At 70.4% G+C, this 26,643-nt stretch carries 19 protein-coding genes, 1 tRNA gene and 1 pseudogene; 16 read left to right on the top strand and 5 right to left on the bottom strand.

The annotated features are described in order from the left end of the window. Positions 1-18: 18 nt before the first annotated feature. Together P3T34_RS16330 and P3T34_RS16325 are read right to left on the bottom strand one after the other, a co-directional pair. Positions 19-1,062: an adenosine deaminase gene (locus tag P3T34_RS16330; protein WP_280666756.1), complete on the bottom strand. Its 1,044-nt coding sequence runs from the start codon at positions 1,060-1,062 to the stop codon at positions 19-21. Between the two features lie 102 nt (positions 1,063-1,164). After that, entirely contained in the window at positions 1,165-2,403 is a 1,239-nt protein-coding gene (locus P3T34_RS16325; RefSeq protein WP_280666755.1) for a pyridoxal phosphate-dependent aminotransferase, read from the bottom strand. 226 nt (positions 2,404-2,629) lie between these two features. On the opposite strand from P3T34_RS16325, the gene P3T34_RS16320 reads away from it, so the two are divergent. The 11 genes and pseudogenes from P3T34_RS16320 (at position 2,630) to P3T34_RS16270 (ending at position 17,534) form a co-directional block, all read left to right on the top strand. Continuing rightward, positions 2,630-2,702: transfer RNA gene (locus tag P3T34_RS16320), tRNA-Trp, on the top strand. Positions 2,703-2,853: 151 nt separating this feature from the next. Beyond that, complete coding sequence (gene secE / locus P3T34_RS16315) at positions 2,854-3,240, top strand: preprotein translocase subunit SecE (RefSeq protein WP_280666754.1); 387 nt, start codon at positions 2,854-2,856, stop codon at positions 3,238-3,240. Positions 3,241-3,578: 338 nt separating this feature from the next. After that, positions 3,579-4,472: a transcription termination/antitermination protein NusG gene (nusG, locus tag P3T34_RS16310; protein WP_280672149.1), complete on the top strand. Its 894-nt coding sequence runs from the start codon at positions 3,579-3,581 to the stop codon at positions 4,470-4,472. Positions 4,473-4,627: 155 nt separating this feature from the next. Continuing rightward, a complete protein-coding gene (rplK, locus tag P3T34_RS16305) occupies positions 4,628-5,062 on the top strand; it encodes a 50S ribosomal protein L11 (RefSeq protein ID WP_280666753.1) in 435 nt (144 codons plus the stop codon). Positions 5,063-5,134: 72 nt separating this feature from the next. Further along, a pseudogene (gene rplA, locus P3T34_RS16300) lies at positions 5,135-5,858 on the top strand (50S ribosomal protein L1). A gap of 181 nt (positions 5,859-6,039) precedes the next feature. Beyond that, positions 6,040-6,933 (top strand): hypothetical protein, encoded by an 894-nt coding sequence (locus tag P3T34_RS16295; protein WP_280666752.1) that lies wholly within the window; start codon positions 6,040-6,042, stop codon positions 6,931-6,933. An 81-nt stretch (positions 6,934-7,014) separates the two neighbouring features. Beyond that, a complete protein-coding gene (locus tag P3T34_RS16290) occupies positions 7,015-7,875 on the top strand; it encodes a hypothetical protein (protein ID WP_280666751.1) in 861 nt (286 codons plus the stop codon). Positions 7,876-8,211: 336 nt separating this feature from the next. After that, positions 8,212-8,784, top strand: coding sequence for a 50S ribosomal protein L10 (gene rplJ, locus P3T34_RS16285; RefSeq protein WP_280666750.1), 573 nt, complete (start codon positions 8,212-8,214; stop codon positions 8,782-8,784). A gap of 108 nt (positions 8,785-8,892) precedes the next feature. Next, positions 8,893-9,276 (top strand): 50S ribosomal protein L7/L12, encoded by a 384-nt coding sequence (gene rplL, locus P3T34_RS16280; RefSeq protein WP_280672147.1) that lies wholly within the window; start codon positions 8,893-8,895, stop codon positions 9,274-9,276. 792 nt (positions 9,277-10,068) lie between these two features. Further along, a complete protein-coding gene (rpoB, locus tag P3T34_RS16275; protein WP_280666749.1) occupies positions 10,069-13,542 on the top strand; it encodes a DNA-directed RNA polymerase subunit beta in 3,474 nt (1,157 codons plus the stop codon). Between the two features lie 101 nt (positions 13,543-13,643). Then, on the top strand, positions 13,644-17,534 hold the full coding sequence (locus tag P3T34_RS16270) for a DNA-directed RNA polymerase subunit beta' (RefSeq protein WP_280666748.1): 3,891 nt from the start codon (positions 13,644-13,646) through the stop codon (positions 17,532-17,534). Positions 17,535-17,610: 76 nt separating this feature from the next. Here P3T34_RS16270 and P3T34_RS16265 read toward each other — a convergent pair whose 3' ends face one another. Then, positions 17,611-20,022 carry a helicase-associated domain-containing protein gene (locus P3T34_RS16265; protein ID WP_280666747.1) on the bottom strand — a complete coding sequence of 804 codons (2,412 nt, stop codon included), beginning with the start codon at positions 20,020-20,022 and terminating at the stop codon, positions 17,611-17,613. Between the two features lie 103 nt (positions 20,023-20,125). Between P3T34_RS16265 and P3T34_RS16260 the strand changes: the two genes are divergently transcribed. Then, a complete protein-coding gene (locus P3T34_RS16260; RefSeq protein WP_280666746.1) occupies positions 20,126-21,331 on the top strand; it encodes a cytochrome P450 in 1,206 nt (401 codons plus the stop codon). Further along, positions 21,331-22,335, top strand: coding sequence for an ADP-ribosylglycohydrolase family protein (locus tag P3T34_RS16255; RefSeq protein ID WP_280666745.1), 1,005 nt, complete (start codon positions 21,331-21,333; stop codon positions 22,333-22,335). Before P3T34_RS16260 ends, P3T34_RS16255 begins: the two co-directional genes overlap by 1 nt. A 7-nt stretch (positions 22,336-22,342) precedes the next feature. Here the strand turns inward: P3T34_RS16255 and P3T34_RS16250 are convergent, their stop codons facing one another. Then, positions 22,343-23,443 (bottom strand): ADP-ribosylglycohydrolase family protein, encoded by a 1,101-nt coding sequence (locus P3T34_RS16250; protein WP_280666744.1) that lies wholly within the window; start codon positions 23,441-23,443, stop codon positions 22,343-22,345. Between the two features lie 29 nt (positions 23,444-23,472). Continuing rightward, entirely contained in the window at positions 23,473-24,774 is a 1,302-nt protein-coding gene (locus P3T34_RS16245; RefSeq protein WP_280666743.1) for a DUF2786 domain-containing protein, read from the bottom strand. Positions 24,775-24,912: 138 nt separating this feature from the next. Between P3T34_RS16245 and P3T34_RS16240 the strand changes: the two genes are divergently transcribed. The 3 genes from P3T34_RS16240 (at position 24,913) to rpsG (ending at position 26,629) form a co-directional block, all read left to right on the top strand. Next, the gene (locus tag P3T34_RS16240) at positions 24,913-25,473 is read left to right on the top strand and encodes a DUF1707 and DUF4190 domain-containing protein (protein WP_280666742.1); all 561 of its coding nucleotides are present in this window, start codon (positions 24,913-24,915) and stop codon (positions 25,471-25,473) included. A 310-nt stretch (positions 25,474-25,783) separates the two neighbouring features. Further along, entirely contained in the window at positions 25,784-26,155 is a 372-nt protein-coding gene (rpsL, locus tag P3T34_RS16235; RefSeq protein WP_014144289.1) for a 30S ribosomal protein S12, read from the top strand. 3 nt (positions 26,156-26,158) lie between these two features. Further along, positions 26,159-26,629, top strand: coding sequence for a 30S ribosomal protein S7 (gene rpsG, locus P3T34_RS16230; RefSeq protein ID WP_035800817.1), 471 nt, complete (start codon positions 26,159-26,161; stop codon positions 26,627-26,629). The last annotated feature ends 14 nt before the right edge of the window (positions 26,630-26,643 follow it).

Below are 26,643 nucleotides of genomic sequence, written 5' to 3'. Positions count from 1 at the left end.
ACATCAAGCTCTGAGGCGTCAAGCGACGGACACGGGAGCCGTCAGCCACGCGTCGATGTCGGCCAGCAGCTCCTTCTGCACGCTCTCCGGGGCCTGCGAGCCGCGCACCGACTGCCGTGCCAGCTCGGCGAGTTCGGCGTCGGAGAAGCCGTGCACCTCGCGCGCCAGCCGGTACTGCTCGGCCAGCCGGGAGCCGAAGAGCAGCGGGTCGTCCGCGCCGAGCGCCAGCGGCACACCGGCGTCGAAGAGGGTCCGCAGCGGCACCGCGGCCGCCGTCTCGTAGACACCGAGCGAGACGTTGGAGGCCGGGCACACCTCGCAGGTGATCTGCCGGTCCGAGAGCCGCTGCAGCAGCCGCGGATCCTCGGCGGCCCGCACACCGTGCCCGATCCGGCCGGCCCCCAGGTCGTCCAGGCAGTCCCGCACCGACTCGGGACCGGCCAGCTCCCCGCCGTGCGGGGCGGCCAGCAGGTCACCCCGGCGGGCGATGGCGAAGGCCCGGTCGAAGTCCCTGGCCAGCCCGCGCCGCTCGTCGTTGGAGAGCCCGAAGCCCACCACGCCCTGGTCCGCGTAGCGCACCGCGAGCCGGGCCAGCGTCCGGGCGTCCATCGGCGACTTCATCCGGTTCGCCGCCACCAGCACCCGGATCCCCACACCGGTGGCCGCCGAGGCCTCCCGCACGGCGTCCAGGATCAGCTCCAGCGCCGGGATCAGGCCGCCCAGGCGCGGGGCGTAGGAGGTCGGGTCGACCTGGATCTCCAGCCAGCGCGAGCCGTCCAGGACCTCGTCCTCGGCGGTCTCCCGGACCAGCCGGCGGATGTCCTGCTCGTCGCGCAACACCGAGCGCGCGGTGTCGTAGAGGCGCTGGAACCGGAACCAGCCGCGCTCGTCGGTCGCCCGAAGCTTGGGCGGCTCACTGGAGAGCAGCGCCTCCGGCAGCCGGACCCGGTACTTCTCGGCCAACTCCAGCAGGGTGGCCGGGCGCATCGAACCGGTGAAGTGCAGATGGAGGTGGGCCTTCGGCAGGCCCAGGACGTCTCGGCGCGGCGGCTGGTGTTCCATCAGCCGATCCTGCCGTATCAACCCCCGCAACGGGAACCGCCCCCTTGAAGTCCCTCGGAAGGGTGAAGGGGGCGGCACCGCCGATGTGGACGCGGGCGGACGTCAGTCGCGGGCCTCGCCCAGCAGCTTCTGCATCCGGGCGACCCCCTCGGCCAGGTCCGCGTCACCCAGCGCGTAGGAGAGCCGCAGGTAGCCGGGGGTGCCGAAGGCCTCGCCGGGGACGACCGCGACCTCGGCCTCGTCCAGGATCAGCGCCGCCAGCTCGGCCGAGCTCTTGGGCCGCTTGCCGCGGATCTCCTTGCCCAGCAGGTCCTTCACGGACGGGTAGACGTAGAAGGCGCCCTCGGGCTCGGGGCAGAGCACGCCGTCGATCTCGTTGAGCATCCGCACGATGGTCTGGCGGCGGCGGTCGAATGCGGTACGCATCTCGTCCACGGCCTTCAGGTCGCCGCTCACCGCGACCAGGGCGGCGCGCTGCGCCACGTTGTTGACGTTGGAGGTGGCGTGCGACTGGAGGTTCGCCGCGGCGGCCACCACGTCCTTGGGGCCGATCAGCCACCCGACCCGCCAGCCGGTCATCGCGTAGGTCTTGGCCACGCCGTTGACCACGATGCACTTGTCGGCCAGCTCCGGCAGCAGCGCGGGCAGCGAGGTGAAGGTCGCGTCGCCGTAGACCAGGTGCTGGTAGATCTCGTCGGTGAGCACCCACAGGCCGTGCTCAAGGGCCCAGCGGCCGATCGCCTCGGCCTCGGACTGGGTGTAGACGGCGCCGGTCGGGTTGGACGGCGAGACGAAGAGCACCACCTTGGTGCGCTCGGTGCGGGCCGCCTCCAGCTGCTCCACCGACACCTTGTAGCCGGTGGTCTCGTCGGCCACGACCTCGACCGCGACGCCGCCGGCCAGCTGGATCGACTCGGGGTAGGTGGTCCAGTACGGCGCCGGGACGATGACCTCGTCGCCCGGGTCCAGGATGGCGGCGAAGGCCTCGTAGATGGCCTGCTTGCCGCCGTTGGTCACCAGGACCTGCGAGGCCTCCACCGCGTAGCCGGAGTCCCGCAGCGTCTTCGCCGCGATGGCCGCCTTGAGCTCCGGCAGACCGCCGGCCGGCGTGTAGCGGTGGTTCTTCGGGTCCCGGCAGGCCTCGACGGCAGCCTCGACGATGTAGTCCGGGGTCGGGAAGTCCGGCTCACCGGCGCCGAAGCCGATCACGGGCCGGCCGGCCGCCTTGAGGGCCTTGGCCTTGGCATCGACGGCGAGGGTGGCGGACTCGGCGATGGCGCCGACGCGGGCGGAGACCCGGCGGTCGGCGGGGAGGGCGTTAGCGGGGGTGGAAGCGCTCATACCTGCATCGTCGCAGACCCCGCCCGACCCGGGCATCGCTGTTTCAGCATCCGTACCTCTGACGTCTCATCGGGTCCGCCCGGTGAAGAGGTTCGACCAAACGCCTCTGAACCCGTACACTCACTGATCGATGGCTCCGGCCCGCACCGAAGCACCAGCAGCGTTCACAACGCAGACGGCGCGATGGGGTAGGTTGGGGGGCATCTCAAGTGCCGCAAGGCGCTGTAGGGCACTAGCTCAATTGGTAGAGCACCGGTCTCCAAAACCGGGGGTTGGGGGTTCGAGTCCCTCGTGCCCTGCTGCTTGATCCAAGTCCAGCCCGTTCGCTCCGACCGAGCGAGCGGGCTTGATGCGGAGAGGGCCCCACTAGCACTGCCTTTCGCCGGATCGCTCGTGCTCCCCGCGGCACGCCAGTGACACTCGGCAGGACCCGGATTCAGGTGAGGACGAGTGACGGAGACCACGGGCTCCACCGCAACGCCTGAGAGCGGCAACCCCGAGGGTGCCGAGGACGCGGCGCCCATCGAGGATGCCGCGGAAGGCACTGCGAGCGCCGAGAGCGACAAGACGCTCTCGCGACGCGCCCGCAAGCGTGCCAACAAGGCTGCCGGCGGCGTCGAGAAGGGTTCGGGCAAGCGCGCCAAGCGCAGCCTGGCCTCGCGCATCGGGCTCTACTACCGCCAGATCATCGCGGAACTCCGCAAGGTCGTCTGGCCCACCCGCAACGAGCTGATGAACTACACCAGCGTCGTGGTCGTGTTCGTCGCGGTCATCATCGGTGTGGTCGCCACGCTGGACTGGGGCTTCGCCAAGGCCAGCTTCTGGATCTTCGGCTGACCGTACGGACCTCGTGCGGACCCCGTACGGACCCTGTTCGAGCACACAGCTTTCCCCCGACCCGGATCGGCCCCTGAACGACGTCGAAGAGACGTCCGGGGGACCGGTCCGGGTCGAGCTGTCTGCACCTGCCGGACGAGCCCGCTACCGTTGACTCGGTACTGTTGAGACTTCGAGCCGCACCGAACCCCGCCCGCGCCAGCGGCGCGCGGCGCCGGAGCGGGGCGGAGCCGTACCATCTCCACACCTCCAGGAAAGAAGCAGCCACCGTGTCTGAGTCCCCCCTGTACGACGCCGACGAGACCGTCCGCGAGGCGGATGAGGATGTCGCCGCCGACCTGGATGCGGCTGAGGCTGCCGATGCCGAGGCCACCGACTTCTCCGACGAGGCCGAGGACGCCACCGAGGTCTCGCAGGACGACGAGCAGGACGCCGAGCAGATCGTCGACGCCGTGGACGGCGACGAGGACGAGGTCGAGGCTGCGGACGAGGCCGAGGCCGGCGTCCCCGCCGAGTCGGCCGCGCTGCACGAGGTGAGCGACGAGGAGGCGGAGGCCGGCGAGGCCTTCGACGAGTCCGAGCAGGCCGATGCCGCGGTCGAGGAGACCGAAGAGGCCGAGGAGGACGTCGACCCGGTCGCCAAGTTCCGCGAGGAGCTGCGCACCGCCCCCGGCGAGTGGTACGTCATCCACACCTACGCGGGTTACGAGAACCGCGTGAAGCAGAACCTCGAGCAGCGTGCCGTCTCGCTCAACGTCGAGGAGTACATCTTCCAGGCCGAGGTGCCGCAGGAAGAGGTCGTCCAGATCAAGAACGGCGACCGCAAGACGATCCGGCAGAACAAGCTCCCCGGCTACGTGCTGGTGCGCCTGGACCTGACCCCGGAGTCCTGGGGCGTCGTGCGCAACACCCCGGGTGTCACCGGATTCGTCGGCAACGCCTACGACCCGTACCCGCTGACCCTGGACGAGGTCGTCAAGATGCTCGCCCCCGACGTGGAGCGCCAGGCGGCCAAGGACGCCGGCAAGCCCTCGCCGGTCAAGCCCAGCGAGATCCAGGTCCTCGACTTCGAGGTCGGCGACTCGGTCACCGTCACGGACGGCCCGTTCGCCACCCTGCAGGCGACCATCAACGAGATCAACCCGGACTCGAAGAAGGTCAAGGGCCTGGTCGAGATCTTCGGCCGGGAGACCCCGGTCGAGCTCTCCTTCGACCAGATCCAGAAGAACTAGTAAAAGCTTCGGATTCGGGGTGGGGCCACCGGCTCCACCCCGAACCCGTTTTGGCCCAGCAGCGCATCCGCGTTAGCCTGGTCCGCTGTGTGTACTCTCGCCCGGGTGTCGCCCCGGTCCGTACACACCCATCCAACGGAAGGACCCGGAGAGACATGCCTCCCAAGAAGAAGAAGATCACGGGGCTTATCAAGCTCCAGATCAAGGCCGGCGCGGCCAACCCGGCTCCGCCGGTCGGCCCCGCGCTGGGTCAGCACGGCGTCAACATCATGGAGTTCTGCAAGGCCTACAACGCCGCGACCGAGTCGCAGCGTGGCATGGTCGTGCCGGTGGAGATCACGGTCTACGACGACCGCTCCTTCACCTTCATCACCAAGACTCCGCCGGCCGCACGCCTCATCCTGAAGGCCGCGGGCGTGGAGAAGGGCTCCGGCGAGCCGCACAAGACCAAGGTCGCGAAGATCAGCGCCGCCCAGGTCCGCGAGATCGCCACCACCAAGCTCCCCGACCTGAACGCCAACGACATGGACGCCGCGGAGAAGATCATCCGCGGGACCGCCCGGTCGATGGGCATCACGGTCGAGGGCTGAAGTCCTTCTTTTCCCATGTGGTAGGGCCCGCGCGGCCCGTACACACCACGACTCCACAACTCAGGAGCAGCAGTGAAGCGCAGCAAGGCTCTCAAGGCCGCGGACCTCAAGGTCAACCGCGACCGCCTGTACGCCCCGCTTGAGGCCATCCGCCTCGCCCGCGAGACGTCCACCACCAAGTTCGACGCGACCGTCGAGGTTGCCATGCGTCTGGGCGTCGACCCGCGCAAGGCCGACCAGATGGTCCGCAGCACCGTCAACCTGCCGCACGGCACTGGTAAGACCGCCCGGGTCCTGGTCTTCGCGACCGGTGACCGTGCAGCGGCTGCGGAGGCTGCGGGCGCCGACATCGTCGGCTCCGACGAGCTCATCGACGAGGTTGCCAAGGGCCGCCTGGACTTCGACGCCGTCGTCGCCACCCCGGACCTCATGGGCAAGGTCGGCCGCCTCGGCCGCGTGCTCGGCCCGCGTGGTCTGATGCCGAACCCGAAGACCGGTACGGTCACCCCGGACGTGGCGAAGGCTGTCACGGACATCAAGGGCGGCAAGATCGAGTTCCGCGTGGACAAGCACTCGAACCTGCACTTCATCATCGGCAAGACCTCCTTCACCGATGAGCAGCTGGTCGAGAACTACGCCGCGGCGCTGGACGAGGTCCTGCGGGCCAAGCCGTCCGCCGCCAAGGGTCGCTACATCAAGAAGACCGCGGTCTCCACCACCATGGGCCCCGGGTGTCCAGGTGGACCCGAACCGCACCCGCAACCTCCTCGTCGAGGAGGACCCGGCGTCGCTCTGATCCTCACCGGATCTGAGGCGCCGTAAGGTCTGAAGCATCATCAGGGCCCGCACTCCCACCGGGAGTGCGGGCCCTGTGCTGCTTCGGTGGGGAACCGAACCCGGCTGCGGAACCGTCCTTACCGTCAGTTAGAGTCCGCTGGTCGTTCGATCAGAAAATCCAAATGGGGGATGTTGTGCGCGTGGTTCGGATCGCTTCGGCAGTAGCAGCGTCGGCCCTGCTGGTCGGGGCCCTGTCGGCCTGCGGCAGCAGCGCGAAGAAGAGCGCGGACGCCGTGCCGGGTGCGGCGGGAGCCGCGAATTCGGCGGGTGCGGCCGCGGCGGGCGGCGGCGTCGGCGCCAAGGCGGACCTGCTGGCCGCCGCAGCCGTGATGCAGAAGGCCGCCAGTGCCAAGATCGCCGTCAGCACGGCCGGGGACAAGTCCGACCAGGGCAGCGGCCTCTACTCGTGGGGCGCCCAGCCCGAGCTCGACCTCTCCGAGCAGCAGTCCGGCCAGGCGATGAAGGTCCGGATGGTCGACAACGTGATGTACCTGGGCGTCGACGACCAGCAGGCCGCCCAGCTCGGCGGCAAGCACTGGCTCAAGCTCGACGGCAACGGCCCGGCCGGCAGCCTGAACGGCAACTTCCAGGCGCTTGCCATGATGATCAACCCGTCCGTCCAGCTGGCCGCCGCCGCGCAGGCCGGCCAGCTCAGCACCATCGGCTCGGAGTCGGTGGGCGGCGTCAGCACCAAGCACTTCCAGAGCGTGATGCCCACCGCGACGCTGGTGGCCGCAGTCCCGAACCTGCAGGACTCCGACCGCAAGGCCGTGCTCGCCGCCCTCGGCCAGGGCGGCTCGACCATCACCTCCGACTTCTGGCTGAACGCCCAGCACCAGCTGGTCCAGCAGAAGGTGGTCGGCTCCAACGGCTCCTCGGCCTCGCCGGCGGCCGGTGCGATCAACGCCACCACCACGCAGTACTCGGACTTCGGCGTCAAGGTCAGCGTCACGGCCCCGCCGGCGAGCGACCAGGTCGCCCCGGCCGACTCGCTCAAGCTGCTCGGCGCGATGGGCGGCGTGCGACAGGGCTGAGCACCGGCCGGGCGACCCGCTCAGGGCTGACCAGGCCGGGCGTGGCAACCTGAAGGGACGGCGGCGAAGCAGGAGGCAGGAATGGCGGCACAGCGCAGGGCGGCGGCAGCGGTGATCGCCGCCACGCTGATAGGGGGGCTGGCGGCCTGCGGCGGGGGAGCGGCCCAGCCGGCCCGGAACCCGGCCTCGCCGTCCGCCCCCGCCACCTCTTCGGAGGGCTCCAAGTCCGCCGACCGCTCTCCGCACGGGGTGATGCTCTCGGCCGAGCAGGTGCTGCAGACGGCCCGCCGGGCCAAGCTCAGCTACCAGCAGACCTCGACCGGGGCGAGCGCCGGACCGAGCGACACCGACAGCGGCGACGGCGCGCTCTTCTGGGCCCCGCGCACGGTCATGCAGCTGCAGCGCACCACCAACGGGGTCACCAGCGGGCTGATCGTCCTGGACACCGTCGCGTACCAGGGCGGTGACGCGGCCACCGCGGCGCGCCTGGGCGGCAAGCACTGGGAGAAGTCCGCCGAGGTCACCGGCCCGGACGGGCGGATCGAGACCCCGTTCGCCCCGCTGATCGACCAGCTCAACCCGCTGGAGGCGGTGACCGGCGCGGCCGCCGCCGGCGACCTGCAGTCGCTGGGCGAGGAGAAGCTGAACGACAGCACCGTCCAGCACTACCAGGCCACCCTGTCGGTGGCCGACTACGTCGCGGCCCAGCAGCCGCTGCTGACCGCCACCCGCCAGCAGGGGCTGACCACCGCGCTCTCCCAGGGCGGGGTGCAGACGCTCACCCTGGATCTGTGGCTCAACGACCACGACCAGCTGGTCAAGCTGCAGCGGACCGGCCAGGGCGCCAAGGGCGGCCTGAACGAGACCGTGCTCTACAGCGACTACGGCGGCGCCTTCTCGGTCCAGGCACCCGACGAGAGCGACACCCAGGACGCGGGCTAGCCGGGCCGCCCGCGGCAATTTGGCTCACGCGCCGTTGACCCGTACTCTGGTCAAAGCCAAAGACCGCTGGTTGTCGCCAGATGTCCGCAAGGACTCGGGTGACCGAAGGATCTGCGCCTAGTCGCAGGCAGCCCGCGCAGGAGTGTTTGGAGCTTGGACTTCCGGTCCGCGCGGTTCGCCGCCTGACTGTTGAGGTTCTTATGAGCCCCGTGCGCCTGCGCACCGGGGCTCTCAGTCTTTTCTGCAGAGCATTCCTTCTCCGTGCGGTCCCAGGCGTAGTAGGTCGACTTGTCCAAGGTCGGCCGACCTCGACATCACGGAAGGAGGCGTAAGCCTATGGCAAGGCCTGACAAGGCTGCTGCCGTCGCGGAGATCACGGACAAGTTCCGTACCTCCAACGCTGCAGTGCTGACCGAGTACCGCGGTCTCTCGGTGAAGCAGATCAAGAACCTGCGTCGCTCGCTGGGTGACAACGCCCAGTACGCCGTGGTGAAGAACACGCTGACCAAGATTGCGGCCAACGAGGCCGGGATCTCTTCGCTCGACGACCTGTTCGCGGGTCCGACGGCTGTCGCCTTCGTCACCGGTGACCCGGTGGAGTCGGCGAAGGCTCTGCGTGACTTCGCCAAGGAGAACCCCGCTCTCATCATCAAGGGCGGTGTCCTTGACGGTAAGGCGCTGACCGCCGATGAGATCAAGAAGCTCGCGGACCTCGAGTCCCGCGAGGTGCTGCTCGCCAAGCTGGCCGGCGGCCTGAAGGCGTCCATGGCCAAGGCCGCGGCGACCTTCCAGGCTCCGCTGGTGGAGTTCGCCCGCACTGCCGAGGCACTCCGCGCGAAGGTCGAGCAGGGCGGTGCCGGTACGCCGGCTCCCGCCGAGGCCGAGGACACCACCGAGGCTGCCGAGTAATTCAGGCCCTGGCCTGAAGAGCTCAGCGTCCGGTACCTCCGGTCGCAGCGGGCCCGTACGCCCGCCATCCCGTACATCCGGCACCTGCCGACAAAGTGGAAGGACGCCATCATGGCGAAGCTGTCCCAGGACGAGCTGCTCGAGCAGTTCGCGACCCTGACCCTCATCGAGCTCTCCGAGTTCGTCAAGGCGTTCGAGGAGAAGTTCGACGTCAAGGCTGCCGCCCCGGTCGCCGTGGCCATGGGTGGCGGCGTCGCCGTTGCCGACGAGGTCGAGGAGCAGGACGAGTTCGACGTCATCCTCGAGTCGGCCGGCGAGAAGAAGATCCAGGTCATCAAGGAGGTGCGCGCCCTGACCTCCCTCGGCCTGAAGGAGGCCAAGGACCTCGTTGACGGCACCCCGAAGCCCGTCCTGGAGAAGGTTGCCAAGGACGTTGCCGAGAAGGCCAAGGAGCAGCTCGAGGGCGCCGGCGCCAAGGTCACCGTCAAGTGATCTAGCGCTCCCCACGGAGCACTTCGGGCCGGGCCGGCCACCTGTTCGCAGGTGGTCGGCCCGGCCTGCTTTCGTTTCCGGGCATCTTCGCCGGCGGCTTCGGCCAGGCTGGCCGATTGTGCCCTCGGCACTGTCGGTCCGGCCCGGTATCGTGATCGTTGTCGTCGACCGCCGGGTCGTCACAGCCTGCCGACAGGGTCCTCACCACGGGTTCTTGTAACGCCGGGGCCGCCCGGAGCGATGAACTGCGCGAGGCCCCCACCGCAGGCGGGGGCCTTGACGAACCGCACGCGGCGCGCGATTCTCAAGGCGCGCGCCGACACCGCGGAGGCGGTCGGACGTTAGTTGGAGTGTCCCCGGATGCATAACCCGGGGTCGCGGCGGGAAATGACTCCACGTGAGTCGCGGTGCCGGCCTCGTTGCGAGGTGGGGCACCGCTGCGGTGCGTAGTGGCGGTAAGGCAGGGACCACCCTGCGGTTCGGCCCCCGGGAGGGGGCGCGGGGCCGCTCGGTTGGCTACCGGAGGGAGTGTCCGATTCGGTCTCCGAATCAGGGCTGGACAGCAGTGTGCCTATTGGCTACACTGTCCCTTTGCGCTGCCTGTTAGCTGCTCCGTGACTCGTCGCCCGGAGTTTGCGCTGCCCTGAAGGGGCCTGGCATCGCCTCCGCAAAGCGGCTCTGACCTGGGATTTCCTCCCGGCTGAGACCCACGGCGCCGGAGGCGGGACCAGCCCGACAAGAGCCGGCCGGTACGCGCGCAGTGAGCTCCGAGCCCTCGGAAGGACCCCCCTCTTGGCCGCGCCGCGCAACGCCTCGAACAACGCTAATTCCACCGCCCCGCTCCGCGTCTCCTTCGCGAAGATCAAGGAGCCCCTCGAGGTCCCGAACCTCCTGGCCCTGCAGACCGAGAGCTTTGACTGGCTGCTCGGCAATGCGGCCTGGAAGTCCCGGGTCGAGGCGGCCCTGGAGAGTGGTCAGGACGTCCCCACGAAGTCCGGTCTGGAGGAGATCTTCGAAGAGATCTCCCCGATCGAGGACTTCAGCGGGTCGATGTCGCTGACCTTCCGCGACCACCGTTTCGAGCCGCCGAAGAACTCCATTGACGAGTGCAAGGACCGCGACTTCACCTTCGCGGCACCGCTCTTCGTCACCGCCGAGTTCACCAACAACGAGACCGGTGAGATCAAGTCTCAGACGGTCTTCATGGGCGACTTCCCGCTCATGACCCACAAGGGCACGTTCGTGATCAACGGCACCGAGCGTGTCGTCGTCTCGCAGCTGGTCCGCTCCCCGGGCGTCTACTTCGACTCCACCCTGGACAAGGTGTCCGACAAGGACATCTTCTCCTGCAAGGTCATCCCCTCGCGTGGTGCCTGGCTGGAGATGGAGATCGACAAGCGCGACATGGTCGGTGTCCGCATCGACCGCAAGCGCAAGCAGTCGGTCACCGTCCTGCTCAAGGCCCTCGGCTGGACCAACGAGATGATTCTCGAGGAGTTCGGCGAGTACGAGTCGATGCGCGCCACCCTGGAGAAGGACCACACCCAGGGCCAGGACGACGCGCTGCTGGACATCTACCGCAAGCTGCGCCCCGGCGAGCCGCCGACCCGCGAGGCCGCGCAGACGCTGTTGGAGAACCTCTACTTCAACCCGAAGCGCTACGACCTCGCCAAGGTCGGCCGTTACAAGGTCAACCGCAAGCTGGGCAACGCCGAGTCGCTGGACTCCGGCGTGCTCACCGAGCCCGACATCATCGGTGCGATCAAGTACCTGGTGAAGCTGCACGCGGGCGAGACCGAGTGGCGTGACAACGAGGGTCGCGACATCGTCGTCGAGGTCGATGACATCGACCACTTCGGCAACCGCCGCCTGCGCAACGTCGGCGAGCTGATCCAGAACCAGGTCCGTACGGGTCTCGCCCGTATGGAGCGCGTCGTGCGCGAGCGCATGACCACCCAGGACGTCGAGGCGATCACGCCGCAGACCCTGATCAACATCCGGCCGGTCGTCGCCTCCATCAAGGAGTTCTTCGGCACCAGCCAGCTGTCCCAGTTCATGGACCAGACGAACCCGCTGTCGGGCCTGACCCACAAGCGTCGTCTGTCCGCGCTGGGCCCCGGTGGTCTGTCCCGTGAGCGCGCCGGCTTCGAGGTCCGTGACGTTCACCCGTCGCACTACGGCCGCATGTGCCCCATCGAGACCCCTGAAGGCCCGAACATCGGTCTGATCGGCTCGCTGGCCTCGTACGGCCGGGTCAACGCCTTCGGCTTCATCGAGACCCCGTACCGCAAGGTCGTCGAGGGCATCGTCACCGAGCAGGTGGACTACCTGACCGCTGACGAGGAGGACCGCTACGTCATCGCGCAGGCCAACGCCCCGCTGACGGACGACCTGCACTTCGCCGAGCCGCGTGTCCTCGTTCGTCGCCGTGGTGGCGAGATCGACTACATCCCCGGCTCCGAGATCGACTACATGGACGTCTCGCCGCGCCAGATGGTGTCCGTCGCCACCGCGATGATCCCCTTCCTGGAGCACGACGACGCCAACCGCGCGCTCATGGGCTCCAACATGATGCGTCAGGCGGTGCCGCTGCTGAAGAGCGAGGCCCCGCTGGTCGGCACCGGCATGGAGTACCGCTGCGCGGTCGACGCCGCCGACGTGATCGTGGCCGAGAAGGCGGGTGTCGTCCAGGAGGTCTCGGCCGACTACGTCACCGTGGCCAACGACGACGGCACGTACACCACGTACCGCGCCGCCAAGTTCACCCGCTCCAACCAGGGCACCGCCTTCAACCAGAAGGTGCTCGTGGACGAGGGCGCCCGGGTCGAGGTCCACCAGGTCCTCGCCGACGGCCCCTGCACCGACGAGGGCGAGATGGCCCTCGGCAAGAACCTCCTCGTGGCGTTCATGTCCTGGGAGGGCCACAACTACGAGGACGCGATCATCCTGTCGCAGCGCCTCGTGCAGGACGACGTCCTCTCCTCGATCCACATCGAGGAGCACGAGGTCGACGCCCGTGACACCAAGCTGGGCCCGGAGGAGATCACTCGGGACATCCCGAACGTCTCCGAGGAGGTCCTCGCGGACCTCGACGAGCGCGGCATCATCCGGATCGGCGCCGATGTCGTCACCGGCGACATCCTGGTCGGCAAGGTCACGCCCAAGGGTGAGACCGAGCTGACCCCGGAGGAGCGCCTGCTGCGCGCGATCTTCGGTGAGAAGGCCCGTGAGGTCCGCGACACCTCGCTGAAGGTGCCGCACGGCGAGCAGGGCAAGATCATCGGCGTCCGCGTCTTCGACCGCGAAGAGGGCGACGAGCTTCCCCCGGGCGTCAACCAGCTGGTCCGGGTCTACGTGGCCCAGAAGCGCAAGATCACCAACGGTGACAAGCTGGCCGGCCGTCACGGCAACAAGGGTGTCATCTCCAAGATCCTCCCCGTCGAGGACATGCCGTTCCTTGAGGACGGCACGCCGGTCGACATCATCCTGAACCCGCTGGGTGTCCCGTCCCGAATGAACCCGGGACAGGTACTGGAGATCCACCTCGGCTGGCTCGCCAAACAGGGCTGGGACGTCTCCGGCCTCGCCGAAGAGTGGGCCCAGCGCCTGCAGGGCATCGGCGCCGACAAGGTCGAGGGCGGCACCAACCTCGCCACCCCGGTCTTCGACGGCGCCCGCGAGGACGAGATCACCGGCCTGCTGGACCACACCACGCCCACCCGTGACGGTGAGCGCCTGGTGAACTCCACCGGTAAGGCCAAGCTGTTCGACGGCCGCTCCGGCGAGCCGTTCCCGATGCCGGTCTCGGTCGGCTACATGTACATCCTCAAGCTGCACCACCTGGTCGACGACAAGCTGCACGCCCGTTCGACCGGTCCGTACTCGATGATCACCCAGCAGCCGCTGGGTGGTAAGGCGCAGTTCGGTGGTCAGCGCTTCGGTGAGATGGAGGTGTGGGCCCTTGAGGCGTACGGCGCGGCCTACGCGCTGCAGGAGCTCCTCACCATCAAGTCCGACGACGTCCTGGGCCGCGTGAAGGTCTACGAGGCGATCGTCAAGGGCGAGAACATCCCCGAGCCGGGCATTCCCGAGTCCTTCAAGGTGCTCATCAAGGAAATGCAGTCGCTCTGCCTCAACGTGGAGGTGCTGTCCTCGGACGGCTCCAACATCGAGCTGCGGGACTCCGACGAGGATGTCTTCCGCGCAGCCGAGGAGCTCGGTATTGACCTGTCCCGGCGCGAGCCGAGCAGCGTCGAAGAGGTCTGACGGAGGCCGGGCCGGCCACCTACCAGGTGGCCGGCCCGCCCCCAGGCCCCCCTCAGACCAGATGAACGACTTTCGACTTACGAAAGAGGGCTTGACGACCAGTGCTTGACGTCAACTTCTTCGACGAGCTCCGCATCGGCCTCGCGACCGCCGACGACATCCGCCAGTGGTCCCACGGCGAGGTCAAGAAGCCGGAGACCATCAACTACCGCACCCTGAAGCCCGAAAAGGACGGACTCTTCTGCGAGAAGATCTTCGGTCCGACCCGGGACTGGGAGTGCTACTGCGGCAAGTACAAGCGCGTCCGCTTCAAGGGCATCATCTGCGAGCGCTGCGGCGTCGAGGTCACTCGCGCCAAGGTGCGTCGTGAGCGGATGGGCCACATCGAGCTGGCCGCGCCGGTCACCCACATCTGGTACTTCAAGGGTGTCCCCAGCCGCCTCGGCTACCTGCTCGACCTGGCGCCGAAGGACCTCGAGAAGGTCATCTACTTCGCCGCCTACATGATCACCTGGGTGGACGACGAGCGTCGCCAGCGCGACCTGCCGTCCCTCGAGGCGCATGTCTCGGTCGAGCGCCAGCAGATCGAGAACCGCCGGGACTCCGACCTGGAGAACCGCGCCAAGAAGGCCGAGACCGACCTCGCCGAGCTTGAGGCCGAGGGCGCCAAGGCCGACGTGCGCCGCAAGGTGCGCGAGGGTGCCGAGCGCGAGATGAAGCAGCTGCGGGACCGCTCGCAGCGCGAGATCGACCGTCTCGACGAGGTCTGGGCGCGCTTCAAGAACCTCAAGGTCCAGGACCTCGAGGGCGACGAGCTGCTCTACCGCGAGCTGCGCGACCGCTTCGGCACGTACTTCTCCGGCTCGATGGGCGCCGCGGCGCTCAAGGACCGCCTGGAGACGTTCGACCTGGCCGAGGAGTCCGAGCGGCTGCGCGAGATCATCCGCAGCGGCAAGGGCCAGAAGAAGACCCGTGCGCTCAAGCGCCTCAAGGTCGTCTCGGCGTTCCTGCAGACCACCAACAAGCCCAACGGCATGGTGCTGGACTGCGTCCCGGTCATCCCGCCGGACCTGCGTCCGATGGTGCAGCTGGACGGTGGCCGCTTCGCGACCTCCGACCTGAACGACCTGTACCGCCGCGTGATCAACCGCAACAACCGCCTGAAGCGCCTCCTCGACCTCGGTGCCCCCGAGATCATCGTGAACAACGAGAAGCGCATGCTTCAGGAGGCCGTCGACGCGCTCTTCGACAACGGCCGTCGTGGTCGCCCGGTCACGGGCCCCGGCAACCGTCCGCTGAAGTCGCTGTCCGACATGCTCAAGGGCAAGCAGGGTCGTTTCCGTCAGAACCTGCTCGGCAAGCGCGTCGACTACTCGGCCCGTTCGGTCATCGTCGTCGGCCCGCAGCTCAAGCTGCACCAGTGCGGTCTGCCGAAGGCCATGGCGCTGGAGCTCTTCAAGCCGTTCGTGATGAAGCGCCTGGTGGACCTCAACCACGCGCAGAACATCAAGTCGGCCAAGCGCATGGTCGAGCGCGCCCGCCCGGTGGTCTGGGACGTCCTCGAAGAGGTCATCGCCGAGCACCCGGTGCTGCTCAACCGTGCACCCACCCTGCACCGACTCGGCATCCAGGCCTTCGAGCCCCAGCTGGTCGAGGGCAAGGCCATCCAGATCCACCCGCTCGTCTGCACCGCGTTCAACGCGGACTTCGACGGTGACCAGATGGCCGTCCACCTGCCGCTCTCCGCGGAGGCGCAGGCCGAGGCCCGCATCCTGATGCTGTCCTCGAACAACATCCTGAAGCCGGCCGACGGTCGCCCCGTCACCATGCCGACCCAGGACATGGTGCTCGGTCTGTTCTTCCTCACCTCGGACCGCGAGAAGGTGAAGGGCGCCGGTCGCTCCTTCTCCTCGACCGCCGAGGCGATCATGGCCTTCGACGCCCGCGAGCTGGACGTCCAGGCCCCGGTCGACATCCGCCTGCCGATCGGCACCGTCCCGCCGCGTGGCTGGACCCCGCCGGTGGACGAGGACGGTCAGTCGACCTGGTTCGAGGGCGAGCCCTTCCGCCTGAGCACCACCCTGGGTCGCGCGCTCTTCAACGAGCTGCTGCCCGAGGACTACCCGTTCGTCGACTACGAGGTGGGCAAGAAGCAGCTCTCCGCGATCGTCAACGACCTGGCGGAGCGCTACCCCAAGGTCACCGTCGCGGCGACCCTGGACAACCTCAAGGCGGCCGGTTTCCACTGGGCCACCCGCTCGGGCGTCACCGTGTCGATCTCCGACGTCGTCGTGCCGCCGAGCAAGCCGCAGATTCTCGAGGGCTACGAGGCGCAGGCCGAGAAGGTCCAGAAGAACTACGAGCGCGGCCTGATCACCAAGGACGAGCGCAGCAGCGAGCTCGTCGGCATCTGGACCAAGGCGACCAACGAGGTTGCCGAGGCGATGAACGCCAACTTCGAGAAGACCAACCCCATCTTCATGATGGTGGACTCCGGTGCTCGAGGAAACATGATGCAGATGCGTCAGATCGCCGGTATGCGTGGTCTGGTGTCGAACGCCAAGAACGAGACGATTCCCCGTCCCATCAAGGCGTCCTTCCGTGAGGGCCTCACCGTTCTCGAGTACTTCATCTCGACCCACGGTGCCCGTAAGGGTCTGGCCGACACCGCGCTGCGTACCGCCGACTCCGGCTACCTCACCCGTCGTCTGGTCGACGTCTCCCAGGACGTCATCATTCGCGAGGAGGACTGCGGCACCGAGCGCGGCCTCAAGCTGGCGATCGGCACGGTCGAGAACGGCGTCCTGCGCAAGACGGACGACGTCGAGACCAGCGTCTACGCCCGCATGCTGGCCGAGGACATCACGATCGACGGCAAGCTCATCGCCACCGCGAACACCGACCTCGGTGACGTGCTGATCGACGAGCTCATCCGGCACGGCATCAGCGAGGTCAAGACCCGCTCGATCCTGACCTGCGAGTCCGCAGTCGGCACCTGTGCCTTCTGCTACGGCCGCTCGCTGGCCACCGGCAAGCTGGTCGACATCGGTGAGGCGGTCGGCATCATCGCCGCCCAGTCCATCGGTGAGCCCGGTACCCAGCTGACGATGCGTACCTTCCACACCGGTGGTGTGGCAGGTGACGACATCACGCAGGGTCTGCCCCGTGTCGTCGAGCTCTTCGAGGCCCGTACCCCCAAGGGTCTGGCCCCGATCTCGGAGGCCGACGGCCGGGTCCGCATCGAGGACACCGAGAAGACCCGCAAGCTCGTCGTCACCCCCGACGACGGCACCGAGGAGATCGCCTACCCGATCTCCAAGCGCATCAAGCTGCTGGTCAGCGAGGGCGAGGCGGTCTCGGTCGGCCAGAAGCTGACCCAGGGCACGATGAACCCGCACGACGTCCTGCGGATCATGGGCCAGCGTGCGGTCCAGATCCACCTGGTCGCCGAGGTCCAGAAGGTCTACAACTCGCAGGGTGTGTCGATCCACGACAAGCACATCGAGATCATCATCCGGCAGATGCTCCGCCGCGTGACGATCATCGAGTCGGGCGACGCCGAGCTGCTCCCGGGCGAGCTCGTCGAGCGCGGCCGCTTCGAGACCGAGAACCGTCGCGTGGTGTCGGAAGGCGGCCACCCGGCCTCCGGCCGCCCCCAGCTGATGGGTATCACCAAGGCCTCGCTGGCCACCGAGTCCTGGCTGTCGGCGGCCTCCTTCCAGGAGACCACCCGGGTGCTCACCGACGCGGCGATCCACGCCAAGTCGGACCCGCTGCTGGGCCTCAAGGAGAACGTCATCCTCGGTAAGCTCATCCCGGCCGGTACGGGTCTGCCCCGCTACCGCAACATCCGGGTCGAGCCCACCGAAGAGGCCAAGGCCGCGATGTACTCGGCCGTCGGCTACGACGACTACGACCTGTCGCCCTTCGGCGCCGGCTCCGGCCAGGCGGTCCCGCTGGACGACTACGACTACGGCCCCTACACGGGCTGACAGTCACCGCTTCAACGCCGCAGGGCGGCCACCCCGTTTCGACGGAGTGGCCGCCCTGCGGCGTTTCCTCCCCGGTCTAGCCCTTCCGCGGGCCCAGCAGCTTGGCCGCCAGCGCCTCCGGGGTGCCCGGGCCCGAGCCGTAGTACGGCCGGGCGGCGGTCAGCGAGGGCAGCTCCAGCGCCGCGCGCTCCTGCGGGGCCCGCTCCACCACGGTGCTGCCGGTCTCGGCCTCCAGCACCGGGGCGTAGCCGCCCAGGCGCAGCGCCGCAAGCGTGTCGGTCGGCGAGGCGGTGCTGATCAGGACGGTCGGCGCGATCCGCCGCAGGCCGAGCTTGGCCAGCACCCGGGCCCGCGAGAGCTCGGTGACCAGCGCCTCGTCGTCCGACCTGATGCAGCAGGCCGAGCGCACCACCCGGATCCGGCCGTGGGTCCGCGCGGCGTCGTTGACCAGGTACGACAGCGGCTGCGGCAGCGGCTGCCCGCCCTCGGAGACCTCGGCCAGCCGGGTGAGCAGCTCCTGCGGGTCGGCGCCGGAGTCCAGCGCGCGGCGCACCGAGGCGGCGTCGATCCGCCAGACCACGGCGTGCCCCTCGGACTCCCGGGTGGCCACCGAGCCGAGCAGCTCGGTCAGTTCGGGCGCGGCCGGTCCCGCGACGACCGCCGTCAGGTCGGCCTGGAACCGGGCGGTGGTCCGCGGCGGCGGCACCAGCTCCACCAGCGCGGCGCGTAGCGCGGCGACGGCGGCGGCCAGCGCGGGGCGGCCGGTCAGCGCGGACCCGGCCCCGGGGACGGCCGGGAAGTAGCGGTCGGCGCCGGCCCGCAGCAGGCCGAGTACGGCGTGCCCCACGGGGGTGAGCGCGCCGTGCGCGACCACACCGAGCAGCTCCGCCTCGGTCAGTGTGGCGGAGATCCGTGCCAGGGTGCCGGGTTCGCCGGTGACGGCGGCCGGGCGGTGCCAGGCGGCGGCGAGCGCGAGGTCGCCCAGCGCGTCCTCGTCGATCGCCGCCGCCTGGCCCAGGCCCGTGCCGGGCGGCAGCACCGCGAGGGCCTCAAGGACCGTGCGGCGCAGCGCCACGGCGCCCGGGTCCTGCGGGGAGACCAGCGCCACCGGGGTCTCGCTCTCGTCCGGCCAGTGGCTGAACACCTCGGGCGTCACCGCCCAGGTGGCGATCAGCGGGACCAGCCGCTCGGCGGGGGAGTCGGCCAGCCAGCTGTCGTAGCGCGCAGTCGGCAGCATCCGGGCGGGCGGCAGCGGCGCGGGCTTGCGGCTGCGGCTGGGCGGGGGCAGGTCGCGGTGCGGGGCGATCAGGCCGGCGTTGGCGCTCAGGTCCAGCCAGAGCCGGGTCTGCGCCTCCGGCGCGCCGATCAGCTTGGCCAGTCGGCGGGTGTCGCGCACCGCGATGCCGCCCGCCTTGCGCACGGCCAGCGGCCCGGCGGCGGTGGCCCGCAGCAGCAGCTCGACCCGGGTGGCGGTGCTGGTGGCGGCGGTCTGCGCCTCGCCCAGCGGGTGGGCGGGCAGCGGCCGGGAGGCCGCCACGACCGGCGGCTCGGGGTCGTAGCCGAGCGGCATCTCGCCGTCGCGCAGCGCGGCGGCGATCTCGTACGGCAGCTCGACCAGGTCGGGCCCGATCGGGATCAGCATCCCCCGGGCGGCCAGCCAGTCGGTGCCCGGATCGCCCGAACCGGCCGCCCGGAAGCGGAACTTGCTACCGGCGCTGTAGTACTGGCCGTGCTCCGAGACGAAGCAGTGGGTGCGCAGCAGCGGCGGTCCCGGCACCAGCCGCTCCAGCAGGTCCAGGGCGTCGGGCGGGGCCTGGGTGACCAGTTGGCGCACCGCGGCGCGGTCGCCGAGCCGGTCGGTGATCAACTTCTGTGCGGCGTCCCGGGTTCCGCCCGCCCCGAGGCCCAAGTCGGCGGCGATCTGGTGGATTTCGGCCGCCTTGTAGGCCGCGCTGAGCAGCACGTCCACCGGCCGTCCGTAGCCCTGGAGTTCGCCGGACTGCAGGTGCAGCAGCGGGGGGACGGTGAGCGCGGTGCCGTGCGGGGGCAGCAGCAGCGCGCGGTCGGCGAGCTCGGCGAGCACCGCGTCGAGCTCGCCGGGCTGCCCGGCCAGCGCGGCGCGCAACCGCGCGCGCGGCACCGCCCGTTCGGACGGCTCCAGGGCCGGCACGGCCGTCCGCTGCGCCGGCGTGACGGGCGACCAGCCGGCGAAGCCCGCCGCCCCCGGCCGCGGCGCGGGCACCGGTGCGGGCCCGTGCAGCTGCTCGGCCAGCACGGCGACGGCCGCCAGCACCTGGATCTGAACCTGGTTCAGGTCGTGCAGGGCCAAGGTCACCGAGGCGTCGGTCAGCAGGTGCTGGGCCAGCCGGGCCGGCGTCTCCAGACCGGGTCCGCCCGCGTACGGCAGCTCGCGCTGCTCCAGCAGTTCGACCAGTTGCTCGGGGGTGCGCCGGGTCAGCCAGGACTTGAGGGAGGTCGCGCTGTTCACCGGGCCAGCGTAATCAGTCCGGCGGACCACCCGTGTCCATCGGCCCGTTAGCCGGGTGCGCGGGCGCGCGGCAGCTCATAATGTCGGCCCCTAGGCTGACGGGATGAAGCACTTCGATCCGTGGTCGGCGCAGTTCATCGCCCACCCGTACGACGCCTACGCCGAGTTGCGCGAGCAGGCGCCGGTCTGCCGCTACGAGCCGACCGGCCAGTGGCTGATCTCCCGCTACGAGGACGTCAGCGCGCTGCTGCGTGATCGCCGGCTGGGGCGGACGTACACCCACCGCTTCAGCCACCAGGAGTTCGGGCAGCAGGAGCCCGACCCGGCGCACGAGCCGTTCCACACGCTCAACAGCAACGGGCTGCTCGACCTGGAGGCGCCGGACCACACCCGGATCCGCCGCCTGGTCTCCAAGGCCTTCACCCCGCGGATGGTCCAGTCGTTGCGCCCCACGGTGGCCCGGCTGGCCGACGAACTGGTCGGCGCCCTGCTCGCGGACGGCGGCGGCGACCTGATAGCCGCCGTCGCCGAGCCGCTGCCGGTCGCGGTGATCGCCGAGATGCTCGGCGTGCCGCCGGCCGACCGCGGGCTGCTGCGACCCTGGTCGGCGGCGATCACCGGGATGTTCGAGCTCAACCCGACGCCGGAGACGGCCCAGCGGGCGGTGGACGCCAGCGTCGAGTTCTCCGACTTCCTGCGCGCGCTGATCCGCGAGCGGCGCCGGCAGCCGGGGACCGACCTGATCTCCGCGCTGATCCAGGCGCAGGACGAGGGCGACGCGCTCAGCGAGCAGGAGATGGTCTCCACCTGCGTGCTGCTGCTCAACGCCGGCCACGAGGCGACCGTCAACACCACCGGCAACGGCTGGTGGGCGCTCTTCCGCAACCCCGAGCAGCTCGCGCTGCTGCGCTCCGACGTCCCCGCGCACCTCCCGACCGCGATCGAGGAGCTGATGCGCTACGACACGCCGCTGCAGATGTTCGAGCGCTGGGTGCTGGAGGACATCGAGGTGGGCGGAGTGCGCATCCCGCGCGGCTCGGAGGTCGCGCTGCTCTTCGGCTCGGCCAACCGCGACCCGGCCCGGTTCGCCGACCCGGACCGCCTCGACGTCACCCGCGCCGACAACCCGCACCTCAGCTTCGGCGCGGGCATCCACTTCTGCCTCGGCGCCCCGCTCGCCCGGCTCGAACTCACCGAGTCCTACGGCGCGCTGCTGCGCCGCGCCCCCGCCCTGACCCTGACCGCCGAACCCCGCTGGCAGCCCGGCTACGTGATCCGCGGCCTGACCGAACTCCTGGTGACCACCTGATGACCACCACCCGCGCCACCGGCGCCCTGCTCGGCCTGGCGGTCGGCGACGCGCTCGGCCACCCCACCGAGTTCATGCCGCTGTCGCAGATCGCCGCCTACTGCCCCGACTGGCGCGAACTCGACCTGCCCAAGCCCGCGCTGGTCACCGACGACACCCAGATGACCCTCGCGCTGGCCCGCGGCCTGCGGATCGCGCTGGAGCGCGGCCCACTCACCCCGCTGCGCCTGGAGCGCCCGGTCCGTGAGGAGTTCGTCGACTGGTGGCGCTCGCCGGAGAACAACCGCGCCCCTGGCCGGACCTGCCTGACCGGCTGTTTCCTGCTCAGCAAGCCGGAGCGGCGCTGGCAGGAGGCCAGCCAGGTCGACTCCAAGGGCTGCGGCGCCAATATGCGGGTCGCCCCGCTCGGCCTGGTCCGCGAGCTGACCGAGCGCCAACTCTCCGGCGCGGCCCAGCTGCAGTCCGCGCTCACCCACGGCCACCCCACCGCGCTCGCCGCCAGCGACCTGACCGCCTACGCCGTCCGGCTGCTCGCCCAGGGCACCGAGCCGGCCGGGCTGCCGGCCGCACTGCGCGCGTACGCACTGGCGAACCGCACCCGCTACGACGCGTTCTGGCTCGGCGACCTGGTCTTCCGTGCGCACGACCACTCGGCGGAGGAGTTCATGGCGAGGGGCTGGGACGACTGCCTGGGCGTGCTCGACCGGCTGGACGCGGCGCTCGCCGTGCCCGACCGCGAGGCGGATCCCTGCCTGGCCACCGGGGAGGGCTGGATCGCCGAGGAGGCGCTGGCCACCGGCCTGCTCTGCTTCCTGCTCTTCCCGGACGACCCGGTCGCCGCCGTGCGCCGCGGGGCGTACTCCAGCGGCGACTCCGACTCGATCGCCTGCCTGGCCGGCGCCTTCGCGGGCGCGCACGGCGGCGCGGAGGCGTGGCCCGAGGACTGGGTGCGCCGGATCGAGCACCGCGACGAGTTGCGCGCGCTCGGCGCGCTCTGGGACTGAGCGCCCGTCAGCCCGCCGGGTAGCGCCCCTCGAGGGCGCTGCCTGAGGCGGCGAAGAGGTCCACCAGGTCGTCGGCCACCCGCAGCAGCACGTCCCGCCCCTCGACGGCCGCCACCCACTCGCCCGGCAGCGCGCTCAGCCCGTACGCCGCGCCCAGCAGGTTGCCGCAGACCGCGCCCACCGAGTCGCTGTCGCCCGAGTGGTTCACCGCCAGCAGCAGCGCCCGCCGCACCCCGACCCGCTGCGCCACCAGCGCGCAGTACACCGCGATCGCCAGGCACTCCTCGGCGATCCAGCCGAGCCCGACCCGCTCGACCACGTCCTCGGACGGCTCCTCGCCGGCCGCCAGCGCCACCGCCCGGCGCAGCGCCACCACGGTCTCCGCGCTCTGCGGCCACCGCTCGACCTGCGCGATCACCTGGTCGACGGCGGTGGGCAGCGGCTGCCCCGCGACCACCAGCTCCACCAGCGCCGCGAAGGCGCCGGCCGACAGATAGCCGGTCGGATGCCCGTGGGTGATCTGCGCGCACCGCCCGGCCAGCTCGAACGCCCAGTCAGGACCCAGCCGCAGCAGCCCGAACGGCGCCGAGCGCATCACCGTCCCGCAGCCCTTGGAGTGCCCGTTCACCGGCCCGGCCTGCCCGAACGGCGCGGGCTGCGGGTAGACCGGGTGCTCCTCCAGGCCCGTCCAGCAGGCCCGCCCCGGTGCCCGGCGCGCGTACAGGAACGGCTGGCGCAGCAGCCACCCGTCGTACGGCGCGGGCAGCGGCCGCTCGTCGGGCGCGTCCTGCTGCTGGGTCAGGAACCAGCGCCGGTACGCGGCGTGCAGGGCGGGCCCGGCGCCCTCGGGGCCGCCCGCCAGCCGGGCCCGGATCAGGCCCTCGGCCGTGAACAGGGTCATCTGGGTGTCGTCGGTGACATCGCCCGGCCGGTCGTCGGTCCTGCCCCGGTAGGAGCGGTGCTGGGGCGGCTCCAGGCCGCCGACGCCGGCCGGGCCGTACTGCTCGCGGATCTGCTGCAGCTGCAGGAACTCCACCGGCCAGCCCAGGGCGTCCCCGACCGCCCCGCCCAGCAGCGACCCCCGCACCCGCTCCCGATACCCCTCCACCGACAACCCCCCCGCTCCCCTGGCGCTTGCTAGCGCTTTCCGCGCGTGACCTTACCCCGCCGCTCGTGCAGCGCGGCCTTGTCGGCGGCGGCGCGGCCGGCCGCCCAGCCCTCGCCGTCGCTCACCCGCACCCGCTGCGAGGTGAGCTTGGGGAACATCCGCCCGGTGGCCGAGTCGACCGCCTGTTCGCGCGCGGCCAGCGCCGGCAGCAGCCGCTCGTCCGGCACCAGCTGCTCCGCCGTGCCGTCCTCGCGTTCGTGCCGGCCGGCCGCGGCGTCGGCGGTGGCCTGCTCGGTGGCGGCGACCAGCCGCTCGCGGATCCGGGCCGCGTAGGACACCAGGAAGGAGTGCCGGAACGCCTTGGTCCGGGAGGCCCCGTCCAGGTGCTGGCGACTGCCGGCCTTGTTCATCGCGCTGGTGGCCTGCACCAGCAGCGAGGTGTAGAGCAGCTCGATCGCGTCCAGGTCGGAGTCGAAGCCGATCACCGTGCAGAAGCCGAACTCCTTCGCCCACACCACCCGGCACCGGTTCGCCGCCGCCACCGCGTCCAGCAGCATCGCCTTGGGCCCCTCGTACGGGTTCTCCACGCCGATCCGCAGCGCGCCCGGCGCGTCCCCGTTCGCGTGCCCGGCCGAGAGCAGCGCCTCGTCGATGCTGTGCTGCGCCATCAGCTGCTGGGCCTTGGCGGTCAGCGCCTCGGCCTCCTCGGGGAACTCGGTGGACTCGGCCTTCGCCAGCAGCCCCCGGATCCGCCCCAGCATCCGCGGCTCGCCGGGCGTCGGACGGGTCGCCCGGTGCTCCACCCGCCGCGCGCCCGGGGCCGGGGCGACCGGTGCGATCACGGGCAGCCGGCCGAGCAGCCGCAGCAGCTGCAGGACGGCCGTCGCCAGCGCGAACCGGTCCAGCCGGTGCCGCTCGGCGAAGCCCGGCAGGTAGTGCTCGTCGGCGGGCCACCAGACCTCGGCGGCCAGCTCGCGCAGCTGCTCCTGCCAGCGCCGGTCCAGCACGGCGGGGGAGTAGCGCCGGGCCTCGGCGGCGACCAGGTCCACCAGCAGCGCCAGGTGCACCGGCGCCAGGTCGCGCCGGACCAGCCGGGCCAGGTCCGCCGGGCGCCAGCCGTTCTCCCAGAGCCGGGCCAGCGAGCGGTCGGTCACCCCCACCAGCGCCCGGCTCACCTGCGGCCAGCCCTCGGCCGAGGCGGCGAGCAGCGAGGCGCCGCCGTCCAGGGCGCCGTCCAGCTGCCGGTCGGTCGCGCCGAGCACCCCCGCTATCGCCCGCTCGACCAGTTCCCCGGTCTCCGACCCCGCTGTGCCCTGCTTGTCCCTGCTCATCCCGCAATAGTGCCGCACCCGCCACCCTGCTTCGGAAACCATTCGAGTCGTCCGCTCGTCCTGCTTGGTGATGCCACGTCCGGTAGCGGGCGCGGTGATCTCTGTGACAATGGGCTTTCCGGGTCGGGAGGAGACCACATGAGCGGCATGCAGCCCTGGCAGGCTTCGCCGCCCCCGTGGGACCGCCGGTCCGACGGCTGGCAGCCGCAGGCGACCCCGCAGGCCGCGATGCGGGCCGCGCACACCGACCGGGACCGGACCGTCGACGTGCTGAAGGCCGCCTACGCGGAGGGCCGGCTGTCCGCCGAGGAGTACTCCGAGCGCTTCGACGCCGCCCACCGGGCCCAGACGTACGGCCAGCTCTCCCAGCTCGTCGCGGACCTGCCCAGCGGCCCGATCGCGGTGCCGTTCGGCCTGAGCGCCCCGGCCGTCCCGATGACCTTCCTGCCGCCCCGGCCGCGCAGTACCAACGGCCTGGCGATCGTCTCGCTGACCCTGGGCATCCTCACCGTGCCGACCGCGGGCCTGCTCGCCATCCCGGCCGTGGTGACCGGCCACGTCGCCAAGAACCAGATCCGCCAGCGCGACGAGGACGGCGACCTGATGGCCACGATCGGCCTGGTGATCGGGTGGATTGCCACCGCCGGCTGGCTGCTCCTGCTGCTGTTCGGAACGGTGCTGGCCGCGGCGCACGGCTGACCGCGCCCCATTTGTTTTGACCGCACCCGATGCGCTAGGTACGCTCTGACCTTGTGCCTGGGGTGTCCCCGGGTCCTTGTGCGTGCATCCAGACCGGCCGCCGCGCCACGCCGGAGTGCTTCTCAGAGCGCTTCGCGCGCGCGAGCTCCGTCGGTGCACATCAGCACCATGGGATTCCGCGATTCTTCCGCAGCAGCCCTCGCGGCTGGGCCGGAAGAAGCCCAACACACCCGACCTCGTGGGTCGGCGTGAGCTGGGAACACCGCAGGTTAGATCTACCAAGCGATGGCACACAGAAAACGGAGAAACGGTGCCTACGATCCAGCAGCTGGTCCGAAAGGGCCGGCAGGACAAGGTCGAGAAGAACAAGACGCCCGCGCTGAAGGGCTCCCCGCAGCGCCGTGGCGTCTGCACGCGTGTGTACACGACCACCCCGAAGAAGCCGAACTCGGCTCTCCGTAAGGTCGCCCGTGTGCGCCTCACCAGCGGGATCGAGGTCACCGCCTACATTCCGGGCGAGGGCCACAACCTGCAGGAGCACTCCATCGTGCTCGTGCGTGGCGGTCGTGTGAAGGACCTGCCGGGTGTGCGTTACAAGATCATCCGCGGCTCGCTCGACACCCAGGGTGTCAAGAACCGCAAGCAGGCCCGCAGCCGCTACGGCGCCAAGAAGGAGAAGTAAAAAATGCCTCGTAAGGGCCCCGCCCCGAAGCGCCCGGTCATCATCGACCCGGTTTACGGATCCCCCCTGGTGACGTCGCTCGTCAACAAGATCCTCCTGCACGGCAAGCGCTCCACCGCCGAGCGGATCGTCTACGGCGCCCTCGAGGGCGTTCGTGAGAAGACCGGCTCGGACCCCGTCGTGACCCTCAAGCGCGCGCTTGAGAACGTCAAGCCGGCGCTTGAGGTCAAGTCCCGCCGCGTCGGTGGCGCCACGTACCAGGTTCCGGTCGAGGTCCGTCCGGGCCGCGCCGCCACCCTGGCGCTGCGCTGGATGGTCGGCTACTCCCGCGCCCGTCGCGAGAAGACCATGACCGAGCGCCTGATGAACGAGATCCTCGACGCCAGCAACGGCCTGGGCGCTTCGGTGAAGCGTCGCGAGGACACCCACAAGATGGCCGAGTCCAACAAGGCCTTCGCGCACTACCGCTGGTAGTCCGAACCCCGTCA

It is taken from the genome of Kitasatospora sp. MAP12-44 (assembly GCF_029892095.1).
Classification (GTDB): Bacteria; Actinomycetota; Actinomycetes; order Streptomycetales; family Streptomycetaceae; genus Kitasatospora.
The sequence above is the reverse complement of the archived record's forward strand: the minus strand, read 5'-3'. Positions and strand labels throughout refer to the sequence as shown.